The sequence below is a fragment of the Paraburkholderia phytofirmans genome (assembly GCF_046028095.1).
In the GTDB taxonomy this organism is placed as follows: Bacteria; Pseudomonadota; Gammaproteobacteria; order Burkholderiales; family Burkholderiaceae; genus Paraburkholderia; species Paraburkholderia phytofirmans_A.
Genome location: NZ_JAQQDJ010000005.1, coordinates 507,529 through 531,924 on the forward strand (window position 1 = coordinate 507,529; position 24,396 = coordinate 531,924).

The following is a 24,396-nucleotide window of genomic DNA, read 5'->3' on the forward strand; positions in this document are numbered from 1 at the left end:
CGCGCGCCCTTCCGTATCGCACAGTCTCACAAGGAAAATAAAAGACCCAGCGTGCCGCCGCGGCGGCGACGCTCAACTGCGTGCCGGCGGTTCCGATGAAAACTGGCCGCTGACTTCTTCCGCGGTGTAGTCGATCATTGCAAGCGAAGCGAGTTCCGCTTCCTTCGGATCGCGCCGTTCGATCGCTTCGACCACGCGTTGATGGGATTTCACCGCCGTTTCCCACAGCCCGTCCCCGTCTCTTTCGGTGACGATGGGATTGACGGTCGAGAGCGCGCCGCGGATGATCGCCGCCATCTGCTTGAAGAACTGATTGCCGCTCGCCACCACGATGCGGGTGTGGAACAGTTCGTCCGCTTCCTGATAGCCCGGCTCGCCCGGGCGGATCGTGCGGAACGCCTCGAACGCCTCGCGGATCGCGGCAATATCCGCCGCGCTGCCGCGCGCGGCCGCCTGCGCCGAGGCGCGCGGTTCGATCAGGATGCGAAACTCGATCACGTCGCGCAGAAACAGCGGATCGGGTTTAGCGCGAAAACGCCAGTTCACGACGTCTTCGTCGATCATGCGCCAATCGCTCATCGACCGGATGCGCGTGCCGATTTTCGGCCGCACGTCCAGCATGTCGCGCGCGAGCAGCATCGACAGCGCCTCGCGCATGACGGTGCGGCTGACGTCGAACTCCTTCGACAGCACATCCTGCGGTGGCAGTATGGCGCCGTATTTCTCTTCGACGATGCCCGTGACCAGTCCATCCATGACTTTGCTCACGAGCGATCGATCTTTGTTTGCCTGTTCCATGACACTCTCCCCGAAGCGGTGTTTGCCCCCGCGTAGCCTGTTGGTCGTGCGGCCCTTATGTCTCGCTTTATTGATGTCGCTTAGTTCTTCTACGATACGTTGCTAGCTTCAAAACGGTTGCGCCAGTTGGGAGACTTCCTGACAGGGTTATCCCTCTGAAGAATTGTTTCTTCCTTGTAACGCCGCATATTTTGACGGGCCATAAGCTTGCGTCTCAAGCGTGCCTGCGTTGCAGAATTTGCATAGTGCGAAGACGCACGTTGCGAGACGATTTGTCTGATCCACCCTGCGTCGGCGGATAGGAACTGGCGGGAAATGACGGATGACGTTCGCATCAGGAGGCGCTCGCGGCAATTGGCGGCGAGTCCTGTGTGGACGCCGCAGTCGATCGCTGAATAGAATCCGGCGCCGCCACCGATCCATAACGCCCGCCGAAAAAGATCAGCGGCGCGTGTTCATCGAGCGAGAACACCAGCACCTCGCCGACAAACAGCGTATGGTCGCCGCACGGATGCCGGTCCACCACGCGCGCGGCGAAACGCGCCGCCGCGTGTTCGAGCAGCACCACGTCCGCGAGCCCTTCGACGGGCGCGAAGCGCGGCGCGAGCCGGCTCTGCGGCTCGCCGGCAAAGTGGCGGCTGTGCGGCTCCTGCGCCTCGGACAACACGCTCACGCCGAATAGCGCGCTGTCCATCAGACGCTCGTGCATACGCGCCCGGTGCCCGACCGAGACGACGATCAGCGGCGGCTTGAGCGAGCCCGACATGAAGGCGTTGGCGGTCATCGCATGCAAATCGTCGCCGCTGCCGGTCGAGATCACCACCACGCCGGTCGCGAAGCGTCCCAACGCGTGACGAAAGCGCCGCTCGTCGAAAGTCGCCTGCGAGACGTACGGCGTCTCAGCGTGAAGTAGCTTTGCGTGCATGAGCGCTCTCCAGATTGCGACCGAACGGGTCCTCGAAACGCACGATGTCGTCTTCGCCCGGATGGCCGTCTGATTGGACCTCGATCATTTCTCGCGGCGTCCTGACCGGATTTTCCAGCCGGCGCGTGACGCCGGGCGGAACATACGTCGACTGGTTTTTCTCCGCGAGCATGAAGCATTCCTCGCCGCGCGCGGCGCGCATCGCCGAATCCCAGGCGCTCACTTCCGCGCGCTCCGCGACGAACGGCACGGTGACGCCTACCACGCGCGCGTCGGTGCCGACGCGCTCCATCACCGCACAGTCGATCGAACGGGACGGGCACAGGGCCAACGCATCGCGCGCCAGTTGCAGCGTGCCGTCGCCGTCGACCGTGGCACGCTCGAACGCGGCCGCGCAGGCCTCGGCGATCGCCGGCTGGCAGAGCGCGATGGCCGCGAGCCAGACCGACGCGCGCACCACGAACATGCCGCTGTTCCACCAGTAATTGCCGGAGGCGGCATAGCGCTCCGCCAGTTCCGGATCGGGCTTCTCGACGAACCGTTCGATGGCGCGCGCGCCCCGTTTGCCGAGCGCCGCCCCCGTGCGGATATAGCCGTAGCCTGTTTCCGCGCGCTTCGGCGGCACGCCGAGCGCGACGAGCGCGCCGTGCGTCGCGTGCTCGAGCGCCTCGGCGAGTGCCGCGCCGAACGTAATGTGATCGGCAATCAGATGATCCGCCGGCAACGCGACGATAAGCGGATCGTCGCCCTCCACAGCCGCCGCGCGCGCGGCGAGCGCAGCGATGGTCAACGCGGGCGCGGTGTCGCGTGACATCGGTTCGAGGATCATGTGCACGAACCGGCCCGATCGCGCGAGCCGCTCTAGTGGTTCGCGCGTTTGCCGATGCAGGTCCTCGCAACAGACCACTAACGGCGCCGCAATGGATCGCGGACCGCATGCCGACGCAGCGTGTTGCGCCGTGACGAACGACGCGTCGAGCCGGCTCAGCGTGGTTTCGAGCAACGACGCATCGCTCATGAGGTCGATCGACCGTTTCCGATTGCGTTCGCGCGACAACGGCCACGATCGAGTGCCCGAGCGATCTGCGAAGATCACCGGCTGCACGGTTAAACGTGTGGCCGCTTCGCTGACGCCCCCGGTCGACGCAAGCGGATTGCCTGGTTCTACGATGCGATTCATGTACGGGTCCCCTATCCGGTCTAACTCGTCCGGTTCATTGTTCTATGTTGCCGTGCGTACTACCGTGCTACGTATACAGCGTGCCTTCGTCCAAGGGTGATCGTCAGTCGAAGCGACAGGCGGCGAGCGGTTTGTGCGCGATGAAGTGAAACCACCACGCGTCGCTCTCTTCCACGTCGTCGGGAATGCGGTCGCCCGCGGAACTGCCGAACACGGCGTCGATTTGCAAGCCGACTTGCGCCAGTTGCCGGCGCTGCTCGCGCAGCGTCGTGTAGACAATCACAATGCCGAAGTTGTGAGCCGCCGCGGTCTTGACCGCGTAGCCGCCGCAGTCGTGATTCAGCTTCACGTTACGCAGATAGTTCAGCGTGCCGAGCTGGAAGCGCCGTGCGGAGCGCAGCGTGCGCCAGCCGAGTCTGAGCGGATTGAACGAAAATTGCGGCAGCAGCTGCCAGATGTTCTCGCGGTAGCCGGGGCCGCCGCGGTTGTGCGACGAAAACAGCACATAACCGCCGGGCCGCACTACCCGATACATCTCTTCGAGAATTCTCACGCGATCGTCGTAGTCGACGCAGTCGATGCCGTTCCAGCTGAATTCGGCAAGCCCGTAATGATCCGAACGCAGCGCGGACATGTCACGCGCGTCCATATGCCGAAGGTCGCGTTCGGGATGGCGCGCCTTCGCGAGATCGAGCAGTTTCTGTGTGTAGTCCACGCCGATGTAGTCGTCGGAGATGGACGTCATCAACGGAATCGTGCGGCCGGCGCCAATACCGATATCGAGTAGGGGCTGACCCGCACAACGCGGTGCGAGCCAATCGAAGGCAGCCTGCTCCCCGGGATCGGAATAGTTCTTCCCGAACGTCATCACGCGTTCGGCGTCCGACGAATTCCATGCAACTCGATTGATGCGGTCCAACTCGGATTGACTGTTCACTACACGCTCCCCTTAGCGTATGTGCGCTGGACAATCCTTGCGCATGCATTACGCTTCCCCGAATAGACGAAACCTGCGCGAGCGCTTTACAAAGCATTGCGTGGGCGTAGCCTTAGCCGTGGCCCGCCGTTCGCCGCCCGGCCTGCTCGCCGGATGCCACCAGCCGAACCGGTCGTCGAACGCTACTAGCCTCACGCCACGCTCCTCACAAGGTTCCCCCTTTTTCAAGCCATTACAACAAACGCTGCATGGTTGATATGTACGTCCCGCCACATTGTCTCGGAGTCCGATGAAAAGGCGAATGCGCGTCGCACGCGTCACTGGAAAACATGGCAATGCAGTCGGTTGCCATACGACGCGCACCGCGCGAACATCGAGCGCGCGGCATTAGCTTGGGAAAGACAATCGGTACGCTGGAAGCGCGTGACGAGCGTCTACCCGATCACAGCATCTCGAACGTATTGACGAGTACCGCGCTGTCGCGCTCACGGCGCCGTCCGCCGAAAAGCGGCTGACTGCCGCGCACCTGGCGTGTCAGGCCAATGAAGGGCACGCCGTGTTCGAGATACGGCCCTTCCGTCTTGCGAAAACCGAATTGCTCATAGAAACCGCGCAGACCGAGGGGCGCGCTGACACGCACGGCATGGCCCGGCCAACGCTCGACAATCGCCTGCAGCACGCGTTCGATCAACAGTTCGGCGGTGCCGTCGCCGCGCCGCAGCGGGCTCGTCAGCACCTTGTCGATGGTGATCTCCGGATCTTCCGCGTCGCCGGGTTGCAGGCGCGCGTAGGCAAGAATCGGCATCGGCCGCGACATGTCCTCCACGGCGAACACGTGCACCGCGTTTTCATCCCGGCCGTCGGCATCGAGACAAACATGCGACTGTTCGACCACGAACACAGCGCTGCGTGCCCGCAAGATCAAATACAGCTCGCGTGCCGAAAGCTGATCGAATTCCAGCGTTTTCCAGTTCATCACCTTCCCCAGCAGTCAAGAAGTTCAACCACGCCGACACGGCGCGCCGGCTTTGACGGCCTGGCTGCATGGGCTGGCCCGTTCTGATGGCTACACGGTACGTCCGTGAAACGCGTGTTTCCGTGCGCCATCGCACTGACGCTGGGCTTTGACGAATCTTAAATACGGACGTCGGGGCATGGCATCACGGCACGCCGCCTGAAACCGCACGCGGTCACTGTGAACGCGCCGCGCCCCACATATGGACCACGCCGGCATGCGTCGTGGCAAAGGACACAAAAACGATCACGTGGGTTCGATCGATGTCCGCACCATCCGAGAACGTTGAACAACTAGGGGACCACATCATGAAAAACGCCTTGCGCCGCATCCTTTCCGAATCGGCCCGTCTGGACGTCCCGGCGGAAACGCTGGCCGACGACGCCGACCTCTACGCCGCGGGCCTCTCCTCACTCGCGACCGTGCATCTGATGCTGGCAATCGAAGACGAATTCGGCATTGAGATTCCGGACCGTCTGCTGACGCGGCGCCTGTTCTCCAGCATCGATTCGATGGCCGCCGCAGTCACTGAGCTGCAACAGGCGAAGGCGGCAGCATGAACGCCCCGCTGCTGGATGCGGCGGCACAGCCCGCCTCAAGGCACGCGCACGGTGCGGCGGAAGGCGCCGACACGTCGCTCGGGTTGACCGCTGTCGAAACCGAACCGGGCTGGCGCGCGGCCGCGCAACGCTGTGCGGCGGTGGCCGCGCAGTTCGCGGACTCGGTGGATCGCGAGGCGCGCTTTCCGAGCGAAGCGTTCGAGGCGCTCAAGCGCGAGTGCCTGCTCTCGGTGATGGTGCCGGCCGAGTTCGGCGGCGCGGGCCTGTCGCTCGCGGACGTCGGCGCGATCTGCGAAACGCTCGCGCAAGGCTGCGCCTCCACTGCGATGGTGTATGCAATGCACCAGATTCAGGTGGCGTGCATCGAGGCGCATGGCAGCGACGCGGTATGGCATCGGCAGTTGCTCGTGCAACTGGTCAAGCAGCAGTGGCTGCTGGCGTCGGCCACTTCCGAGGAAACCATCGGCGGCAATATGCGCACCAGCGCCTGCTCGGTCGAGCTCGACGGTGCGCGCTTTCGCATCGAAAAGCTCGCACCGACGATTTCGTATGGCGCGCACGCCGACGGCATTCTCGTCACGGCTCGCCGCACCGCCGAATCGGCAGCAGCCGATCAGGTGCTGATCGTCGCGTTGCGCGCCGATACGCAACTGGAAAAGCGCGGCGGCTGGGATTCGATGGGCATGCGCGGCACCTGCAGCGAGGGCTTCCGGCTCGTCGCCACGGGTCTGGCCGAACAGATTCTGCCGACGCCCTTCGCCGAGATCGCCGATCAGACCATGCTGCCGGTTTCGCACACGCTGTGGGCCTCGGTGTGGACCGGCGTGGCCACGGATGCCGTGAATCGCGCGAAAGCGTTCTTCCGCGCACAGGCGCGTGCGAAGCCAGGTGTGGTTCCGCCGGCCGGTTTGCGCCTCGCTGAAGCGGTCGGTCTGCTGCAGATGATGCAGGCGCGCCTCGCGGTCGCGCTGGAGGCGGCACGCACCGCTCACCACGCGCGTCACGGCGGCTCGCAAGCCGATGCGCCGCTCGCGGCCATGCTCGGCTTCGCCTCCGACATGAACACGCTGAAGACGAGCATCTCCACCACCGCGCTGCAGGTCGTGCACGAAGTGCTGATGATCTGCGGCATGGCGGGCTACAAGAACGGCACGCCGTACAGCGTCGGGCGCCATTTGCGCGACCTGCATTCCGCGCCGCTGATGATCAATAACGACCGCATCGCGCAGAACACCGCGAGCCTGTTGCTCGCGCAACGACCTGCCGCCCCGGGGAGAGCCTGATATGAACACGATGACCGATACCGCCGCGCTTGCCGCCGCTGCTCAGGCAGCCGAAGCGCCGAGCTTTCGCGACGAACTGCTGGCCGCGGGCCTGTTGATCGACACCGGCGAAAACGGCCTGTATGGCCGCAGCCAGGTTTTCGAAGACGTGGTGGACCGCCTGAACGTGGCGATCACGCATCTGGGCGCGGACCAGCAGCCGGAAGTGCTGCGCTTTCCGCCCGCCATGCGCCGCACCGACTTCGAAGACAGCGAGTACCTGAAGAGCTTCCCGAATCTGGCCGGCACGATTCACTCGTTCTGCGGCAACGACATGGGCCACCAGCGCCTGTTGCGCGCGCTCGACGACGCCATGACCGAACGCGACGACGATCGCGCCGACGACTGGATGGCGCAGCAGAAGCCGACGCGAGTGGTGCTCACGCCCGCCGCCTGCTATCCGATCTATCCGGTGATGGCGCGGCGCGGTCCATTGCCCTCTAGCGGCCGCACGATCGATGTGCTGTCGTATTGCTTCCGTCACGAACCGTCGCTGGATCCGGGCCGCATGCAGATGTTCCGCCAGCGCGAATACGTGCGCCTCGGCAGCGCGGAACAGGTGATGGCGTTCCGCCAGATGTGGATCGATCGCGGCTCGCTTTTGATCGATCTGCTGCAATTGCCGGTCGAAGTGGACCTCGCCAACGACCCGTTCTTCGGCCGCGGCGGCAAGATCGTCGCCGATAGCCAGCGTGCCCAGGCGCTCAAGTTCGAGCTGCTGATTCCGGTGGCCGATCCGCGCGGCAAGACAGCTTGCCTGTCGTTCAACTATCACATGGAACACTTCGGCGCGATCTGGAAGATCCAGTGCGAAGACACCACGATTGCGCATACGGGTTGTGTCGGTTTCGGCATGGAACGGATCACACTCGCGCTGTTCCGTCATCATGGGCTCGACGTGAACGCATGGCCGGACGATGTGCGCGCGCTGCTGTGGGGCGATACCGAAGCGCGTGTGGCGCATGGCATGGGAACCATGCAAACGGCGTCCACCGAAACGGAGCAAGGTTCCGGAGAGAGCGCATGAATCCGTCTCTGACACCCGTGCCGAACGGCGCGAATGGCGCCTTTCCGCTGAACCGCCACGTCGATCTTCCCGCTGCCGGCGGCGCCGTTGCCGCGCCCGCGCCCGTACCCGCAGCGCGCTTGCGCGAGCATGCGCCGCATGCGCTGCATCAGGGCGAGCGCGTATGGCAGGAGACCAACTGCTACGTCGATCTGTGGATCGAACTGCTGCACGGCTTCGGGCTCGAACCGCGCGCGGCGCTCGGCTTTACCGTCACGCAGGATTTCGAAGGCGATCAGTTCACGTTCTTCAAGTTTCCGCTCGAAGATCTGGAACGGCTCTACGGCACCCAGGTGCAGGAACTGGCCATCTACGATTCGCTCGAAGCACGCGTGCTCGCGCAGACCTTGCGCGGCCATACCGTGCTGGTGGAAGTGGACGGCTATTACCTGCCGAATACGCGCGCCACGTCGTACCGGCGCGAGCATCCGAAGACCACCGTGGGCATCGACTTCATCGATCCGGACGCGCGCCGTCTCGGCTACTTCCACAACACCGGCTATCACCTGCTCGACGGTGAAGACTACGACGGCGTGTTCCGCAAGCTGCCGCAGTTCCAGCAGCAGGCCGATCTGCTGTTTCCGTATGTGGAGTTCGCCAAGCAGTCGCGGCCCGCGCTCGAAGGCACCGCGCTTGCGGAGGCGTCGGCGGAACTGCTGTGTGCGCACTTGAGCCGCCGGCCGCTCAGCAATCCGATTACGCAGTGGCGTGCCGCATTTCCCGCGCATCTCGAGACGTTGCTCGAACGTGGCGAAAAGTTCTTCCACCCGTACTCGTTCAACCTGATGCGGCAGCTCGGCGCGAACTTCGAGTTTCTCTCGAAGTATCTGACGTGGCTCTCCGCGCAAGGCTTCGAGGTGCCGGCGTCGATTCCGGCAGCGGCGCAGAGCATCGCGTCGGAGTCGATGGTGATGCAGTTCCGGCTCGTGCGGGCGATTACCCGCGGGCGCCGCGATCTGTGCGAAGACTGCTTCGACGTGCTCGAAAGCGCTTACGAAAAGACGCTGCCGCCGCTCGCCGCGCTGGTGCTTTAACACGCCTTGCGCGGCTTCGCGGACTTCTCGGGGATTGCCGTGGATGTACTGACGATAGACCTTGTGCCTGATGAAGATGGCGCGAGCGGTGTGCTCGCGCCCACGTCCGGCGAGGCCGCGCAAGCCGATGCCGATCGCGCGTCGTCGGCGCACGTATCGCAAACGCTTTGGCCGCTGAGCCTCGACACCGGATGGCAGTGTGTCAGCACACCCGCGGGCGCGTGCGCGTCGCCCGCCGATTTACCCACGCACGGCTGGCTCGCCGCGCAAGTGCCCGGCACCGTTGCGAGCGCGCGCCGCGCCGCCGGTCTGCTGGATATTGCGCACCCGCCGCCACTCGCCTTCGACGACCACTGGTATCGCCTCGCAATCGAAGGCACCGGCCTACGCCGCTTGCGTCTGCACGGCCTCGCCACCATCGCCGAAGTGTGGCTCGACGGTGTGAAGCGCCTCGATTCCGATTCGATGTTCGTCGCGCACGATCTGGACATCGAACTGAACGGCAGCGCGACGCTCGCGCTGTGCTTTCGCTCTCTCACCCCGGCGTTGACAGCGAAACGTTCACGCGCGCGGTGGCGTCCGCGGCTCGTCTCGCCGCCCACCTTGCGCAACGTGCGCACCACCCTGCTCGGCCATATGCCCGGCTGGTGTCCTTCGGTGCAGGCGGTCGGCCCATGGCGTCCGGTCGAACTGCTGAGCGACGCGCCTCATGCCTTCGATACCGTCGACGTGTCGAGCCGGCTCGAGCTCGACGACGACGGTCTTGCATCTGGTCTTGCATCTGGTCTTGCATCTGGTCTTGCATCTGGCCTTGCTTCTGGGCTTGTTACGCTCACGCTACGTTTCGTTCATCCGCACGATGACGCGGCGTGCCGCGCCTCGCTTAAATGCGGGGACGCTGTTTCGTCTTTGCAATGGAGCGATGCATATACACTGACCGGCAGCGTCCGCGTGCATGGCGTAGAACGCTGGTGGCCGCATACGCACGGCGAGCCCACTTTATATCCATTGACGTTGCAGCTCGATGACGGGCACGCGACATCTCACGCATTGGGTTCAGTCGGTTTCCGCAGTATTGAAGTGGACCACGGCCCGGACGGAATGGGCTTCGCGCTGCGCCTGAATGGCGTGCCAGTGTTCTGCCGGGGCGCATGCTGGACCAGCGCGGACCTCGTCACGCTCGCCGGCAGCGAGACGCAACTGCGCCACGCGTTCACGCTGGCTCGCGATGCGGGCATGAACATGCTGCGCGTGGGCGGCACGATGGTCTACGAGTCCGACGCGTTTTATGCGCTCGCCGACGAATACGGCATGCTCGTCTGGCAAGACTTCGCGTTGGCGAATTTCGACTATCCGAACGATGCCGCATTCCGCGCGTCGATCGAACGCGAAGCCACGCAGTTTTTGACGCGCACGCGGCGCTTCGCTTCGCTCGCGGTGCTGTGCGGCGGCAGCGAGGTCGACCAGCAGGCGGCCATGTTCGGCCTGCCGCCTTCGATGCGCGCGCAACCACTCTTTACTGAACAGCTGCCCGCCATCGTCGCGCGTGAACGGAGCGACGTGCCGTACGTCGGCAACTCGCCATCGGGGGGCGTGTGGCCGTTTTCAACTAATGAGGGCATCACTCACTACTACGGCGTAGGCGCCTATCAACGTCCGCTCGACGACGTGCGCCGTTCGCAGGTGCGCTTCGCCGCCGAATGCCTCGCCTTCGCCAATGTGCCCGACGACGCCACGCTGCACGACGCGCTCGGCACGATTCATCTGCACGATCCGCGCTGGAAAGCCGCGGTGCCGCGCGACCCCGGCGCCGGCTGGGATTTCGACGACGTGCGCGACCATTATCTGCAGACCTTATACGGTGTAGAGCCGGCACGCTTGCGCTACGAAGACCCTGAGCGTTATCTGGACCTGTCGCGCGCGGTAGTCGCAGAATTGATGGGCGATGTATTCGCGGAATGGCGCCGTGCCGGTTCGAGCTGCGGCGGCGCGTTGGTGTGGCAGCTTCAGGATTTGCGTCCCGGCGCAGGCTGGGGCTTGATCGACGCCACAGGACGGCCTAAAAGCGCCCTGCACGGCCTCGCGCAAGCGCTGCAACCCATTCAGGCCGTCATCACCGACGAGGGCCTCAACGGCCTCGATATTCATCTGCTGAACGAACGTGCGCAGGCGCTGCGCGTGCAACTGGACCTCGTTTGCCTGCGTGACGGCAGCGTCAAGGTCGCCTCCGCCAGCCGCGAAGTCGAACTGGCGCCGCATAGTGCGCAGCGTCTCAGCGCGGCCGCCTGCCTCGGCCAGTTCTTCGACTTCACCCACGCGTACCGCTTCGGCCCACGCGCGCACGATGTGACGATCGCCACGCTGCGCGACCTCGCGAGTGGCGAGGTCGTTGCGGAAGCGTTTCATCTGCCGGAGCGGCGCGTGAGCGAGCGCCACGATCTGGGCTTGACGGTCGCCGTGGAGCGCAACGGCAACGGCTGGCAACTCGTGATCGAAGCGAAGCGTTTTGTGCGTTTCGTTCATATCGTTGACACACACTATAGGGCCGCGCGCGACTGGTTCCATCTGCCGCCGAACCGGCCATGCATCGTGCCGCTCATTGCGCTCGCGTCGCAGGAAAGATTCGTTGCACAGGCATCGAATGGCGTGTTTCAAGCTGATGCAACATACGCGGCGCCCGCGGGCGAAGTTCGCGCGGTCAATGCGATATCCGCCATCTTCTACGGCTGAAGGTCTCCCTGATCTAACCACCCCTTCGCAGGGCGCGTAAAACCGCGCGCTGCGCGTCTTCATCTGTCTGGTCTGCGGAATCACTGTTGGTTTTTCTCAGACTTTTAGCGCGCCGAAATCGTCATCCGTGCGGCAGCGAACCAAGCGTGTTGAACACATCTGAATCAATTCCGGCACATCCCGGACGCCGCTTGAGAACGTGCATCACGGCGCTGATTCAGCGGTGAGACAGGTGCCTTCCACCCCCTCCCAGCGCCCGCTAACCCAATAACATCAAGGACTTTCGAGGAACAGGACGAGCCTGGGAAGCGCCCGCCGGTGGCGAGGACGTTGTGCAGATTTGAAACAAAAAGTCACGTTTGGCTTCGCGCGGCGCTAAGCCTTGGTGCGTTACCCCGCACCAGTGCTCGTTTCCCCTCCCGCTGGCACGCTCCTCGCTAATACAAGAGCGCAACACCGCGTCACCGCAGAGAGATCCACAACAACGGCGGCGGCGCAACAAAGGCCAATACGGGGCCGGTCCTGTTCATCCTTCGCTGCTCGCCAGGCAGCACGCCGTTCAAAAGGGATGCAGGCATCGGATCAAAAACAGAAAGTCACGCAGAGCGCGACTTTCACGCGAGGACCGATCATGCTGACACTTCAATCCGATTTGCACGGTAACCATTTGCTCGGCGCATTGCCGTCCCATGAATGGCAGGCGCTGGCTCCCCATCTCGAACTGGTTCATCTGCGCACCGAGCAATTGCTGTGCGACTCCGGTCAGCGCATTCATCACGTCTACTTCCCGACCACCGCGATCATCTCGATGCTCTCGACAATGGAAGACGGCAGCTCGGTCGAGATCGCCGCGGTCGGCCGCGAAGGCATGACCGGCGTGCCGGTGCTCACGGGCGGCGAAACCATGCCGAACCGCGTGCAGGTGCAATGCGCCGGCTTCGCTTACCGCATGAGCGCCCAGGCACTCAAGCAGCAATTCGCCCGCTCCGACTTCCTGCGCCGCCTGATGCTGCTGTACATGCACGCCCTGCTCACGCAAGTCGCACAAACCGCTGCCTGCAACCGCCATCACGCGCTCAACAAGCAACTGTGCCGGTGGCTGCTGATCGAAGTGGACCGCGTGGCGTCGAACGATCTGACCGTGACCCAGCAACTGATCGCCGACATGCTCGGCGTGCGCCGCGAAGGCATTACCGAAGCGGCCGGCAAGTTGCACGACGAAGGCCTGATCCATCACAGCCGCGGCCACATCAAGGTGCTCGACCGTAAAGGACTCGAAGCACGCGCCTGCGAATGCTACGGCCTCGTCAAGCGCGAATTCGACCGCCTTCTGCCGCGTCTGCGTCAGGCCGAAACCGTCGAGTAAACTGCTGGATCGTCTGACTAATGAGTAGAGTCAAATATGTTCAGGAATACTGCGCGATTCCTCGACGTACTCTTCGTGATTGCGGGAGGGCTGCTCGCTCACTGGATGCGGTTCTCGACGCCGATCGCGCTGTCGGACACCGAACGGCTTCTGATTGCCTTTAACTGCGTCCTCCTGCTGTTGCTGTTCCCCGGCTTCGGGGTGTATGAAACCTGGCGCGGCAAACCGCTGCCCTCGATGCTGGCGAGAGTGGCGGCGGCGTGGATGGTGGTGGTGTTCACCGCGCTTGTATTGGCTTTCACGCTGCATCGCATGGATGCCGTGTCGCGCTTGTGGTTCGGTTACTCGACGGTGATTTCCGGCGCGCTGATCATCGTCACAAAGTGCCTCGTGAACGCGGTGCTGCGCATCGTGCGACGTCGCGGGATGAATTCCCGCACTGTCGCGATTGTCGGCGCACCGGGTTTTGCGCGCACACTGCTCGCCCATCTCGAACATGCGCCGCAAGCCGGCTTCAAACCGGTCTGCGTGCTCGATACGAGCTGCCACACCAGTTTCGAAGCGGCCGAGGCATACGGCGCGCGTCTGAACCGCCTGCCGGTCCTGACCGATCTGAACGCCTTCGCCGCCAAGGTGCGCGAAGATCACGTGAACGAAGTGTGGCTTGCGTTGCCGTTGTCAGAAGAACATACGATCTACCGGTTCACGCGCATGTTCCGGCATGACTTCGTGAATCTGCGCTTCATTCCCGATGTACGCAGCCTCTCGCTTTTCAATCACGCGCTGGTCGATGTGGTCGGTTTACCCACGCTGAATCTCAGCGCGACGCCCTTCTCGTCGCCGCAGATGTGGCCCAAGCTGATCTTCGACCGCCTGTTCGCGGCGGCCGCGCTGCTCGCGCTCGCACCGATCTTCGTGGTGCTCGCGATCGGCATCAAGCTCGGCTCGCCGGGACCGGTGTTCTTTCGTCAGACGCGCAAGGGCGTGGACGGCCAGCCGTTCGCGATTTACAAGTTCCGTTCGATGACCGTGCATCACGAAGCGCAGGGGCAACTCACCCAGGCCTCGCGCAACGACGCGCGGGTCACGAAGCTCGGCGGCTTCATGCGCCGCACCAGTCTCGACGAACTGCCGCAGTTTCTCAACGTGCTGCTCGGGCAGATGTCTGTAGTCGGCCCGCGTCCGCATGCGGTTGAACACGACGATCTATACAAGGATCAGGTGTACGGCTATATGCACCGCTACCGGATCAAGCCGGGCATTACCGGCTGGGCGCAGGTCAACGGCTATCGCGGCGCCACCACCAAGGTGGAAAAGATGGAAGCGCGCGTCAAGTTCGATCTCTTCTACATTCACAACTGGTCGTTCTGGTTCGACATGAAGATCGTGTTCATCACGATCTTCAAGGGCTTTGTCGGGCGCAACGCGTTCTGATCACTGCGAGATGGCCTTCAGTCCCGACTGGCAACGGCGCGGCTCGAAGCTGATGTCTCGCGGCAAAAACAGCGAAACCAATGCGGCAAGCACCGAAGCCGACGGCCTGAAACATGCCGCCGGCCCGGTAACGAATGGACGAAGTGAGCAACGGGAAAGCTTGCCGGTCAGCACCGCGTACGGCGCGGAAACTAAGCCGGCGCTGCGCGGCTTTTTACAGAAACGCGCTGACGTCGGTATGAAAACGTACGGCCAGCGCCTTGGCCACCTTCTTGCTGATGGCGCGGCGGCCCGCGAGAATATCGCTCACCACCGTGGGTGACGCGATACCTATCAGGTCCTTCTGCTTGAGTCCGTGCGTTTCCAGCAGATGCCGCAATACCTCGCGTGGCTCCGCTTTTGGAATCGTCACGTTATGCGCTTCCCAGCTTTCGATCAGGTCGGTCACGATCGCGAACAGATCCGAGAGCGGATCCTCTTCGTTGCCGTTCAGATGATCAGCGAGCGAGTTGGCGAGCCGCACCATGGTCTGGTAATCCTGCTCGTTGCGAATGGGCGTGATCGGCAACTGCGTTTGCAGCGCGGCCCAGGTTTGAGCGATGTCGGGAAAAGCTCCCGGAAGGCGATCGGCATTCATGAGTTTAGATTCTTCCTCGTCCAAAGGTCGTATTCCGCATGCGTCAGTACATGACGAACGAATAACGACTGCCTGTTGTAGTGAATCGCCGCAACGATCCGGAACCGGTTGCCGCCCACGTCGAAAACCGTGTATTGAGGCGGTACGTAGTCCACACCGGCGAACGTCTGCTTCAGGTCGTTATAGCCATACGCGAGGCATGCCTGCGCCAGTGAATACCATGTCAATAGCGCACTGCGCGCCCCCGGATGTCTCTTTATGAAGTCCAGCAACGCTTTCTTTGAAATGACCCGCATCGGATTTCCTCGCACGCGTTCGCGCGCTGAATGTGCGCGCTCTAAGTGCAAGGCTAAACGGGACGGATCGACATCGATAGCCGGCCGGACGGCATAGTCCGAACGGCTATTTGCTGCTTACTGCGGTACGACGAAAGCATTTTATTCGCAAATTGCGAAGTTCGCAATGCGCGAATAATGAGACGCCCGCTCACTGCCTCAGCGTCGTCCCGCAATCATGCGGAAACTGCCGACGTGGTCACCTTCGACCAAGTCGGCGGCCCCTACTGCTTTTCTGCGCCGGCTCGCCGCTGCGATCGTCCGCGTGACCTCGGCCATGAACGCGCGCCGGAATACTGCCGGCGAAAAGCGTTCAGCGTTCGCGCGGCATGCCGCCGGCGTGATCTGGTCGCGCTGACGCTCGAAGCGATCGATCGCGTCGAGCATCGACACCACTGTCTGGCGCTCGAAATACACGCCGGTGGGATGCGCCTCGCCGATCGGCACCACGGTTTCGAGCGCGCCGCCCTTGCCGAATGCGATGACCGGCGTGCCGCATGCCTGCGCTTCGAGCGCGGCGCTGCCGAAGTCCTCCTCGGCGGCGCACACGAAAGCTCGCGCGCGTTGCACATGATCCTTCAGCACCTCGAACGGCTGATCGCCGAGGATCGTCACATTCGGACCGGCCTTGGCGCGAATCGCCGCCATCTCCGGCCCGTCGCCGATCACGACCAGCTGGCGGTGCGGTGTGGCATTGAAGGTTTCGACGATCAGATCGATGCGCTTGTACGGCACCATCCGCGATGCAGTCAGATAAAAATCTTCCTTGCGCGTGCACAGTTCGAATTGGTCCACGTCGACGGGCGGCGCAATCACGGCCGCATCACGCCGGTAAGTTTTCATCAGGCGACGCGCAACGAAATGCGAGTTCGCGATCAACCGGTCGACGCCGTTCGCCGAGTGCGAATCCCAGCCGCGCAGAGAGTGGAGCAACGCGCGCGCCGCCCACGACTTCGGCCCGTGCGTCAGATCCGCTTCGCGTAGGGACTGATGTTGCAGATCCCACGCGAAGCGCATCGGTGAATGCACGAAGCTCACAAGCTTCTGATCCGGCCTGACCGCCACGCCCCTGGCGAGCGCAGGAGAACTCGTAATAATCAGATCGTAGCCGGACAGATCGAGTCGTTCGATGGCCAGCGGCATCAACGGCAAATAAGCTCGATAGTGGCGTCGCGCGAACGGCAGTCGCTGAATGAATGAAGTCGTCACGGACTTGCCGCGTAGCGGCTTACGGTCTGCGAGGAAATTGACGAGACTGAATAGATCGGCGTCGGGAAAGCATTCGATGATCTGCTCGAGCGCCTTCTCCGCGCCGCCCGGCGCGACCAGCCAGTCGTGCACGATCGCCACTTTCATGATCCCCTCGTTTTTTAATTGACGCCTTTTGTGCCTAGCAACGAGTGTATGTGGCGCGACGTTTGCTGTGCGTGCGCGTGCCCACATTCGACGCGCGACAGCTCGCGAATAATAGGCGTCGCCGTTCGCCGAATGCGAAGCTGCGTGCCCCGCGGCTTCGCCTTCCAATGCGTCTGACGATCGACGCTTCGGCGCTCGCCCATTCCTTACAAAGCGGGGGATGTCACGGCATTGGCGCAGCGTCTTGCGGGACAAGTGCTGGCCGATGCGCGAATGGAATTTCAGAGGGGTGATATAGACAGCGGATGACGCAGGCAGTCAGCCAGGCCGCGCGCTCGTGATCCAGATGCGAGTCATGCATTCGATGTCGGCGCGAGCCGGTCTATCCAGGCCCGCGCGCGATGTTTGGGCAGCGTTACTCAGCCCTTGCTGTACTCGATCGTCTCGACGCCGGTGTCCGTGCCGAGCAGGCACAGATTCGCGCCACGGCCGGCGAACAGGCCCACCGTTACCACGCCCGGCCATGCGTTGATGTGCGTTTCCAGCGTGCGCGGGTCGCTGATACGCAGACCCTTGACGTCGATGATTTCGTTGCCGTTGTCGGTAATGAACGGCACGCCTTCTTTCGTCACGCGCACCACCGGCACGCCGCCGAGCGCCGTGACGCGGCGGCCGATCGCGGTACGCGCCATCGGCACCACTTCGATCGGCAGCGGAAAAGTGCCGAGCGTGTCGACCAGCTTGCTGGCGTCGGCGATGCACACGAACACGTCCGACACCGACGCGACGATCTTCTCGCGCGTCAGCGCGCCGCCGCCGCCCTTGATCATCGCGCCGCTGTGGTCGATCTCGTCGGCGCCGTCCACGTACACGGGCAGCGAATCGATTTCGTTGAGGTCGAACACCTTGATGCCGTGCGCTTGCAGGCGCGCGGTAGTGGCGAGCGAACTCGACACCGCGCCGCGATAGCGCGCCTTGCTGGCAGCCAGCGCGTCGATGAAACAGTTCGCGGTGGAGCCGGTGCCGACGCCGATCACCGCGCCTTCGGGCACGGTGGCGTTCACGTAGTCGGCGGCGGCCTGGCCGACCAGTTGTTTGAGTTCGTCTTGAGTCATGGGAAAGGCAGGCGAGCAGTAAAAAACGCTAGTTTACCGGAGTGGCGGACTAGCGCCGGTCGTGGCGGGTTTACTTCTTCACCGCCCGCTGACGCACCGCTTCGAACAGACACACGCCGCTCGCCACCGAGACGTTCAGGCTTTCCACCGTGCCCGCCATCGGAATCTGCATCACCACGTCACAGGTGTCGCGCGTGAGGCGCCGCATGCCCTCGCCTTCGGCGCCCATCACCAATGCCACCGGACCGTCCAGCTCCGTGTCGTAGAGGCTCTTGGTGGCCTCGCCGGCCGTGCCGACGACCCACACCCCCGCATCCTTCAACTCACGCAGCGCGCGCGCCAGGTTCGTCACGGTGATGTACGGCACGGTGTCGGCCGCGCCGCTCGCCACCTTCGCGGCCGTCGCGTTCAACCCCACCGCGCGATCGCGCGGCGCGATCACCGCGTGCGCGCCGGCGGCATCCGCCACGCGCAAGCAGGCGCCGAGATTGTGCGGATCGGTCACGCCGTCGAGCACCAGAATCAGCGGCGAACCGTTGATGCCGTCGAGCAGTTCGGCCAGGTTCTGCGCGAGCGGCATGTCGCCCGCGCGAGCCACCACGCCCTGGTGACGCTCGGTATGCGCGAGGCCCCAGAGACGCGTTTCGTCGGCGGCGATCAGACGCACGCCGGCTTCTTTTGCCGCGTGCAGGAATTCGGTCATGCGACGGTCTTTGCGCGTCGCATCGTAATAGACCTCTTCGACCGTGGACGCGTCATGCCGCATACGTGCGGTCACTGCGTGGAAACCGTATAAAACCTTGAGACGTGCCATGACTGATACAACCTTTGATTGAGCGCGCGTTCGACGCGCGCTGCTGTGATAAATACGAACCTGCGTGCTTTACGTGCTTTACGTGCTTATTCGTTATGCGCTGCGGCTGCTGTGTTCGGATGCCTGACGTCGATAAAACGCAGACCGCGCGCAACCGGCACGTTGCTATGTGCCCGATGCGCGCGGTTTGAGCAAGCAGGCGGCGTCAGCGCTTCTTGCGTGCCTGCGGCTTCGGTGCCGATTTGGTCGCGGCGCCGTGCTTCTTCGCCGCGCCGCGCGCTGCGCGTGCTTCCTTGACCGCCGCGGTTTGCGCGGGCGCAGCCTTCTTGCGGCGCGCGCCCGGCGCTGGCGCGCCACCTTCCGCCGGCGGCAACGCACGCACGCGTGCGCCGCCGTTTTCACCGGACGATTTGTCGGCCGACGGCCCACGCACCAGAGGCGGCTTGATCGGCGTGTCGCGCACGAGGCGGAAGTCGATCTTGCGTGCATCCAGATCGACGCGGCTTACCTGCACCCGCACGCGATCCGACAGACGATAACGAATCCCGGTGCGCTCGCCGCGCAACTCGTTCTTGATCTCGTCGTACTGGAAGTAGTCCGAGCCGAGTTCGGTGACGTGCACGAGGCCTTCGATAAAGAGCGAATCGAGCTGCACGAAAATACCGAACGACGTCACGCCGTTCACCATACCGCCGTATTCTTCGCCGAGCTTGTCGCGCATGAAGTAGCACTTCAGCCAGGCTTCGACGTCGCGCGAGGCTTCGTCGGCGCGGCGTTCGTTGGCCGAGCAATGCAGCCCAAGTTCTTCCCAGATCGCCACGTTGTTGCCGCGCACGCGGCCGCGTTTTTCATCGTCGGCCTGCTGCATGGCGCGAGCGCGCGGCGAAAGCGCCGTATTCAGCTCGACGCCTTGCGGCGGCTCCGGCTGATATTTGCGGCCCTGCAGGATCGCGTAGATCGCGCGGTGCGTGAGCAGGTCGGGATAACGGCGAATCGGGCTCGTGAAGTGCGCATACGCCTCGTACGCGAGACCGAAGTGGCCGATGTTGTCCGGGCTGTAGACCGCCTGCTGCATGGAGCGCAGCAGCATGGTTTGCAGCATCTGCGCGTCGGGCCGTTCGCGGATCTGCGCCATCAATGCGGCGTAGTCGCTCGCGTGCGGCTTGTCGCCGCCGGCCAGCGTCAAACCCATGCCGCGCAGGAACGTGCGCAGATTCTCGAGCTTTTCCGCGGTCGGTCCGGCATGCACGCGGAACAGCCCCGGATGTTTGTTGCGCTTGAGGAAGTCGGCCGCGCAGACGTTCGCGGCCAGCATGCATTCCTCGATCAGCTTGTGCGCGTCGTTGCGGGTGCGCGGAATGATCTGTTCGATCTTGCCCTGCGCATTGCAGACGATATACGTCTCGGTCGTATCGAAGTCGATCGCACCGCGTTTCTGGCGCGCGGCGAACAGCGACTTATAGACGCCGTACAGATTCTGCAGTTGCGGCAGCAAGGCGGCGCGGCGCGTGGCCTCCGGACCCTTGGTGTTCTTCAGTACCGCGGCGACTTCCGTGTAGGTCAGACGCGCGGCCGAGTGCATCACGCCGGGATAGAACTGATACGCCTTCACTTCGCCACGCGCGGTGACGATCATGTCGCAGACCAGCACGCAACGGTCGACGTGCGGGTTCAGCGAGCACAAGCCGTTCGACAGTTTCTCCGGCAGCATGGGGATCACGCGGCGCGGGAAATACACCGAGGTGCTGCGTTCGATCGCGTCGGCGTCGAGCCCGCTCTTCGGGTGAACGTAGTGCGAGACGTCCGCGATCGCGACGATCAGGCGGAAGCCTTCTCCGCGGCCGACCTGCACCGGCTCGCAGTACACGGCGTCGTCGAAGTCGCGGGCGTCTTCGCCGTCGATCGTGACGAGCGGCACGTCGCGTAGATCGATGCGATGGCGCGCGTCGACCGGGCGCACTTCGTCGGGCAGGCGCGAGGCTTCGTCGAGCGCGGCCTGGCTGAATTCGTGCGGCACGCCGTACTTGCGCACCGCGATTTCGATTTCCATGCCGGGGTCGTCGATATCGCCGAGCACTTCCACCACGCGGCCGAGCGGCTGCGAATGACGGCTCGGGAAATCGGTCAGCTCGACCACCACCACCTGGCCGACCTTGGCCTTCTTGGTGTTCTGCTGGATCAGGATGTCGTGGCCGATGCGCTTGTCTTCGGGCGCCACGATCAGCGCGCCGTTCTCGTTGAGCAGGCGGCCGATCACGCGCTTGTTGGCGCGATCCGTAACCTCGACGATATGCCCTTCCGGACGGCCGCGCCGGTCATAGCCGACGATGCGCGCAAGCACGCGGTCGTTGTGCATGACTTTCTGCATTTCGGCGGTGGGCAGGAACAGATCGTCCTGGCCGTCGTCGCGAATCAGAAAGCCGTAGCCGTCACGATGGCCTTGCACACGGCCCGCGACGAAGTTCGACGGATGAGTCAGCTGATAGAGATTGCGCTGATCGAGCCGGATCTGGCCGTCGCGCTCCATCGCGCCGAGGCGCTTGAAAAATCCTTCGCGCTCCTGGCGCTTGATCGACAAGGCTTCGGCGATGTCGTTCGCGGCAAGCGGGGCTTCACTCGTGCGCAGGACGCCGAGGATTTCCTCGCGGCTTGGAATCGGATACGGAAATTTGCTCAAGGGCTTGTCGATGATTTTTTCTCGTTGCATGGACGTCGATCGCGATGTGGCTCGGCTTAAGAAGCGATTACAGTGCGCTCTGGTTACGCTTTAGCTGCGCTTGAATTGCACCTGCAAATGCACAGAAAAAAACTGCTCGGGTCCAGCTCGTTCAAGGCTGAGTCCGACGGGTGTGTGCACCGTGCCAACGAACTACTGCGAGGCATTCTAACACCCGTATTGCGCGCCAAGCGGCCCTGTCAATAGATGCCGGACGCTTGTCCAGAGGCGCACGCACGCTCGTCGCCACGATGTTTAAGTGAGTTTTGAGAAACGCTTGACAGCCTCCAATCTGTCGCTATAATGGCGTTCTTTGCTGTTCATCACCTGCCCAGGTGGCGAAATTGGTAGACGCACTAGGTTCAGGTCCTAGCGGTGGCAACACTGTGGAGGTTCGAGTCCTCTCTTGGGCACCAGATTCAAAAGTAAAGCCGCTTACGAGCGGCTTTACTTTTTGTGCGAAGCCGAATGATCCGATTCTGTTTATCAGCGCGGATTGTTGGCCGATTGAGTAGTTGGCGGGACGGTTGTCGAGTGGTGAAGCATCGCTTTACTGCAGGCGATATCCGGGCGGTCGATTGAAGCGGAGTTAGTTTGCAGGTGGGGATTGACACGCTAAATCAGCACGCTAAAATAGCGCTCTAGCTTGAAAACGTGCCCAGGTGGCGGAATTGGTAGACGCACTAGGTTCAGGTCCTAGCGGTGGCAACACCGTGGAGGTTCGAGTCCTCTCCTGGGCACCATCAGTTGTTCCGGTGTAAGCCGATGTAGTTCGAGAAACCCCGTAAGATCAAAGTCTTACGGGGTTTTTTGTTGTCTGCAGTTTCGTGCGTTCACTGGCATCGACGATTTTTGCGGATACCAGATTCGGGGCAAACCCGTGCGCATGAACCACGAAATCCGCGTCGTGTTCGAGGCCGCGAAACATATCGGCGAGGGCGTGAACGTTGCGTCGATCGACAGCATGGCGCCGACGTCGTGTGCGATCTTTGCAAGCGTCTCTACATCCGCTACCTCCGTGGTCGGATTGGCATGGAATGCGGAAAATGTCGATAGCCAACGCGCAAGCCGTTTCAGCGCGTCTCGCGTCCGGTCCCTGTCTAGAGCGTCAGCAAGCCCTCCACGGAGGTGACGCAGGAACCGCCCACGCGCACATTCCCGTTCGCATCCACGCTTACCTTGATTCGTCCATCTCGACCCACGCAGCGTCCCTGAGCAGCCACGTATTGTGTTCCGCCTGGCGGCAGCAGGCCGCGCTGCCACTGGAAAGCAGCGACGCTGCCGTTGCCGCTTCCGCAGACAGGATCCTCCTCCACCCCACAGGATGGCGCGAAGGTACGCACTTCGATTGCCGCATCGTCTCCGCGCTCGCGCGGGCCGAATACAGTTAGACCCGTGACGCCGAGGCGGCGCTCGAGCTGCGCCAACCTGGCGAAGTCCGGCTGAAGTTTCAGTACGGAAGCGGCATCGTTCAGATGCGCCACAATCCAGATGGCGCCGACATTCACGATGCCTGGCGCAGTTTTGAGGTCCACTTTGCAGCCGAGGATCAGCTCCAGCTCCGTCACGTCTGCCGCAAGCAGCGGCGCCAACTTCGCAGGCGGCAGGTCGAACGTGAGCTGGCGGTCTGCGCCTCGCTCTTCGAGTGTCAATTCGACGAGGCCGATGCCGCATTGTTGAATCAATCGACCGTTTTCGCGTGGTGTGACGCGTCCCGTTTCCACGACGGCGTGTGCACTGCCCAGAGTCGGATGTCCCGCGAAGGGAAGCTCACTACGCGGCGTGAAGATCCTCAAGAGATAGTCGGCCGCGGCTGTCGTTGGCGGAAGGACAAATGTCGTTTCCGACAGGTTGGTCCAGCGCGCGACGGCTTGCATCGCGTCAGTAGTCAGACCCTCCGCGTCCAGTACCACGGCCACCGGATTGCCCAGAAGCGGCCTCGCGGTGAAGACGTCAACCACTTTATAAGATCGTTTCATGTTCGCCTCGTCTGACTCGCGTGAACATCTGGCATCGCGCAGCATCGTGCGCACTCAGGTCGCACTCAGGCTGCGCTCACGTTGTGCTCACGCTGTCGAGCTCTGTCTGTGTGAGCCCGTACTTCGCCATGCGGGCACGGTGATCGGCCGAACCGAGGTACTTGCGAAGTTGCTCATTCACCGCCTGCAGAAGGTCAGGACGGACCTTGCTGAACGAGAACGCGCCCACAGGTGCTCTGCCGTCCTTGCCCGTTTCGTGCGCCACGACTTCCAGTTCCTGATTGGCACTGGCAAGGACACGGCTGCCAACCGCCGTGCTCGCGTAGGCGTCGATCTTTCCCGCGAGCAGCGCGTCGATCGCTTCGGTTTGGCCCTTGAACGCCACGATCTGGCTATCGTTCACGCCGGCCGACTTTGCAGAGTCGAGCTGAACCGTCCCGGCGACGATTCCAAGCCGCGCGTCGTTGCGCGCCGCGACGGCCCCGTAACCCGTCAGCGCTTTCGGATTGCCCTGGCGAAGCAGGAATCCGTCGCCCAACGCCCAGACCGGCACGCTGAACGCAACACGCCCGGCGCGCTCGGCGGTTACGAAAATGGGCACGTTCATGTCCCACCGCCCTTCCTGGACGCCCGGCAGAAGTTCTTCAAACGAGGTCAACTGATGTTCGATGGAGGTCACACCGATCGCCCGAAGCACCACCTCGGCCAGTTCGATGTCGGCGCCCGTCACCGAATGATCTTCACCCGTCCAGTAGAACGGCGGCTCCTCGAGATATGCGATTCTTACTTTCATAGCTGTGCTCCACATGTCCAGCAGTTAGGATTCCGGTCGCCCGCCGTCGAGTGTGGCGAATCATTTTTCCTCTGCGTGGTCCGCGCAGTTCGGTCCCCCGCATACGATTTTGCCTGGCGCTGCGATTTGGCTACCCAGGCGGGAGGCTGAAGGCGCCTCCGGTAGCCGCGAAAAATCAGCCCGCGATATGTCGCTCAAAGAGCTTGCCTCCAACGCGCTCCCTGACCAATCGCGGACCAGGCTGCCGGCGTCGCGCACCGCTCCGGAGGCGTCGAGAATACCTG

20 protein-coding genes and 2 tRNA genes are annotated in these 24,396 nt (G+C 63.0%); 9 read left to right on the forward strand and 13 right to left on the reverse strand.

Annotation, left to right across the window (positions count from 1 at the left end):
* Positions 1–72 precede the first annotated feature (72 nt).
* The 5 genes from PQR54_RS18130 to PQR54_RS18150 all read right to left on the reverse strand — a co-directional run bounded on the left by PQR54_RS18130 (position 73) and on the right by PQR54_RS18150 (position 4,816).
* A complete protein-coding gene (locus tag PQR54_RS18130) occupies positions 73–798 on the reverse strand; it encodes a FadR/GntR family transcriptional regulator (RefSeq protein WP_408247967.1) in 726 nt (241 codons plus the stop codon).
* A gap of 334 nt (positions 799–1,132) precedes the next feature.
* Positions 1,133–1,723 carry a flavin reductase family protein gene (locus PQR54_RS18135; protein ID WP_408247969.1) on the reverse strand — a complete coding sequence of 197 codons (591 nt, stop codon included), beginning with the start codon at positions 1,721–1,723 and terminating at the stop codon, positions 1,133–1,135.
* The gene (locus PQR54_RS18140) at positions 1,698–2,903 is read right to left on the reverse strand and encodes a sugar phosphate nucleotidyltransferase (RefSeq protein WP_408247972.1); all 1,206 of its coding nucleotides are present in this window, start codon (positions 2,901–2,903) and stop codon (positions 1,698–1,700) included. The genes PQR54_RS18135 and PQR54_RS18140 overlap by 26 nt, the downstream gene beginning before the upstream one ends.
* A gap of 103 nt (positions 2,904–3,006) precedes the next feature.
* Positions 3,007–3,840 carry a class I SAM-dependent methyltransferase gene (locus PQR54_RS18145; protein ID WP_408247974.1) on the reverse strand — a complete coding sequence of 278 codons (834 nt, stop codon included), beginning with the start codon at positions 3,838–3,840 and terminating at the stop codon, positions 3,007–3,009.
* A gap of 442 nt (positions 3,841–4,282) precedes the next feature.
* On the reverse strand, positions 4,283–4,816 hold the full coding sequence (locus PQR54_RS18150; RefSeq protein WP_012432737.1) for a GNAT family N-acetyltransferase: 534 nt from the start codon (positions 4,814–4,816) through the stop codon (positions 4,283–4,285).
* A gap of 347 nt (positions 4,817–5,163) precedes the next feature.
* On the opposite strand from PQR54_RS18150, the gene PQR54_RS18155 reads away from it, so the two are divergent.
* The 7 genes from PQR54_RS18155 (at position 5,164) to PQR54_RS18185 (ending at position 14,367) form a co-directional block, all read left to right on the forward strand.
* Positions 5,164–5,415: an acyl carrier protein gene (locus PQR54_RS18155; RefSeq protein ID WP_012432736.1), complete on the forward strand. Its 252-nt coding sequence runs from the start codon at positions 5,164–5,166 to the stop codon at positions 5,413–5,415.
* Complete coding sequence (locus tag PQR54_RS18160; protein ID WP_408247976.1) at positions 5,412–6,698, forward strand: acyl-CoA dehydrogenase family protein; 1,287 nt, start codon at positions 5,412–5,414, stop codon at positions 6,696–6,698. The genes PQR54_RS18155 and PQR54_RS18160 overlap by 4 nt, the downstream gene beginning before the upstream one ends.
* Position 6,699: 1 nt before the next feature.
* Positions 6,700–7,764 (forward strand): amino acid--[acyl-carrier-protein] ligase, encoded by a 1,065-nt coding sequence (locus tag PQR54_RS18165; protein ID WP_408247978.1) that lies wholly within the window; start codon positions 6,700–6,702, stop codon positions 7,762–7,764.
* Positions 7,761–8,837, forward strand: a complete 1,077-nt coding sequence (locus PQR54_RS18170; protein ID WP_408247980.1) for a DUF1839 family protein — start codon at positions 7,761–7,763, stop codon at positions 8,835–8,837. The genes PQR54_RS18165 and PQR54_RS18170 overlap by 4 nt, the downstream gene beginning before the upstream one ends.
* Positions 8,838–8,876: 39 nt before the next feature.
* The gene (locus PQR54_RS18175; RefSeq protein WP_408247983.1) at positions 8,877–11,567 is read left to right on the forward strand and encodes a glycosyl hydrolase 2 galactose-binding domain-containing protein; all 2,691 of its coding nucleotides are present in this window, start codon (positions 8,877–8,879) and stop codon (positions 11,565–11,567) included.
* A gap of 631 nt (positions 11,568–12,198) precedes the next feature.
* Entirely contained in the window at positions 12,199–12,933 is a 735-nt protein-coding gene (locus PQR54_RS18180) for a Crp/Fnr family transcriptional regulator (protein ID WP_006048767.1), read from the forward strand.
* Positions 12,934–12,969: 36 nt separating this feature from the next.
* The gene (locus PQR54_RS18185) at positions 12,970–14,367 is read left to right on the forward strand and encodes an undecaprenyl-phosphate glucose phosphotransferase (RefSeq protein ID WP_408247986.1); all 1,398 of its coding nucleotides are present in this window, start codon (positions 12,970–12,972) and stop codon (positions 14,365–14,367) included.
* A gap of 214 nt (positions 14,368–14,581) precedes the next feature.
* On the opposite strand, the gene PQR54_RS18190 is transcribed toward PQR54_RS18185, so the two are convergent.
* The 6 genes from PQR54_RS18190 to rnr form a co-directional block, all read right to left on the reverse strand.
* Positions 14,582–15,004, reverse strand: a complete 423-nt coding sequence (locus PQR54_RS18190; RefSeq protein ID WP_106283637.1) for a helix-turn-helix domain-containing protein — start codon at positions 15,002–15,004, stop codon at positions 14,582–14,584.
* Complete coding sequence (locus PQR54_RS18195; protein ID WP_106283638.1) at positions 15,001–15,300, reverse strand: type II toxin-antitoxin system HigB family toxin; 300 nt, start codon at positions 15,298–15,300, stop codon at positions 15,001–15,003. The genes PQR54_RS18190 and PQR54_RS18195 overlap by 4 nt, the downstream gene beginning before the upstream one ends.
* A gap of 198 nt (positions 15,301–15,498) precedes the next feature.
* The gene (locus tag PQR54_RS18200) at positions 15,499–16,695 is read right to left on the reverse strand and encodes a glycosyltransferase family 4 protein (RefSeq protein ID WP_408247989.1); all 1,197 of its coding nucleotides are present in this window, start codon (positions 16,693–16,695) and stop codon (positions 15,499–15,501) included.
* 419 nt (positions 16,696–17,114) lie between these two features.
* Complete coding sequence (rpiA, locus tag PQR54_RS18205) at positions 17,115–17,810, reverse strand: ribose-5-phosphate isomerase RpiA (RefSeq protein ID WP_408247991.1); 696 nt, start codon at positions 17,808–17,810, stop codon at positions 17,115–17,117.
* A gap of 70 nt (positions 17,811–17,880) precedes the next feature.
* Positions 17,881–18,624 (reverse strand): 23S rRNA (guanosine(2251)-2'-O)-methyltransferase RlmB, encoded by a 744-nt coding sequence (gene rlmB / locus PQR54_RS18210; RefSeq protein ID WP_106283641.1) that lies wholly within the window; start codon positions 18,622–18,624, stop codon positions 17,881–17,883.
* A gap of 205 nt (positions 18,625–18,829) precedes the next feature.
* Positions 18,830–21,331, reverse strand: coding sequence for a ribonuclease R (rnr, locus tag PQR54_RS18215; RefSeq protein ID WP_408247994.1), 2,502 nt, complete (start codon positions 21,329–21,331; stop codon positions 18,830–18,832).
* 338 nt (positions 21,332–21,669) lie between these two features.
* Here rnr and PQR54_RS18220 point away from each other — a divergent pair.
* Together PQR54_RS18220 and PQR54_RS18225 are read left to right on the forward strand one after the other, a co-directional pair.
* Positions 21,670–21,756, forward strand: a tRNA-Leu gene (locus PQR54_RS18220).
* A gap of 240 nt (positions 21,757–21,996) precedes the next feature.
* Positions 21,997–22,083, forward strand: a tRNA-Leu gene (locus PQR54_RS18225).
* Positions 22,084–22,440: 357 nt separating this feature from the next.
* Here PQR54_RS18225 and PQR54_RS18230 read toward each other — a convergent pair.
* Complete coding sequence (locus PQR54_RS18230; protein ID WP_408247997.1) at positions 22,441–23,319, reverse strand: PhzF family phenazine biosynthesis protein; 879 nt, start codon at positions 23,317–23,319, stop codon at positions 22,441–22,443.
* Positions 23,320–23,395: 76 nt separating this feature from the next.
* Entirely contained in the window at positions 23,396–24,112 is a 717-nt protein-coding gene (locus tag PQR54_RS18235) for a transporter substrate-binding domain-containing protein (RefSeq protein WP_408247999.1), read from the reverse strand.
* Positions 24,113–24,396: the final 284 nt, after the last annotated feature.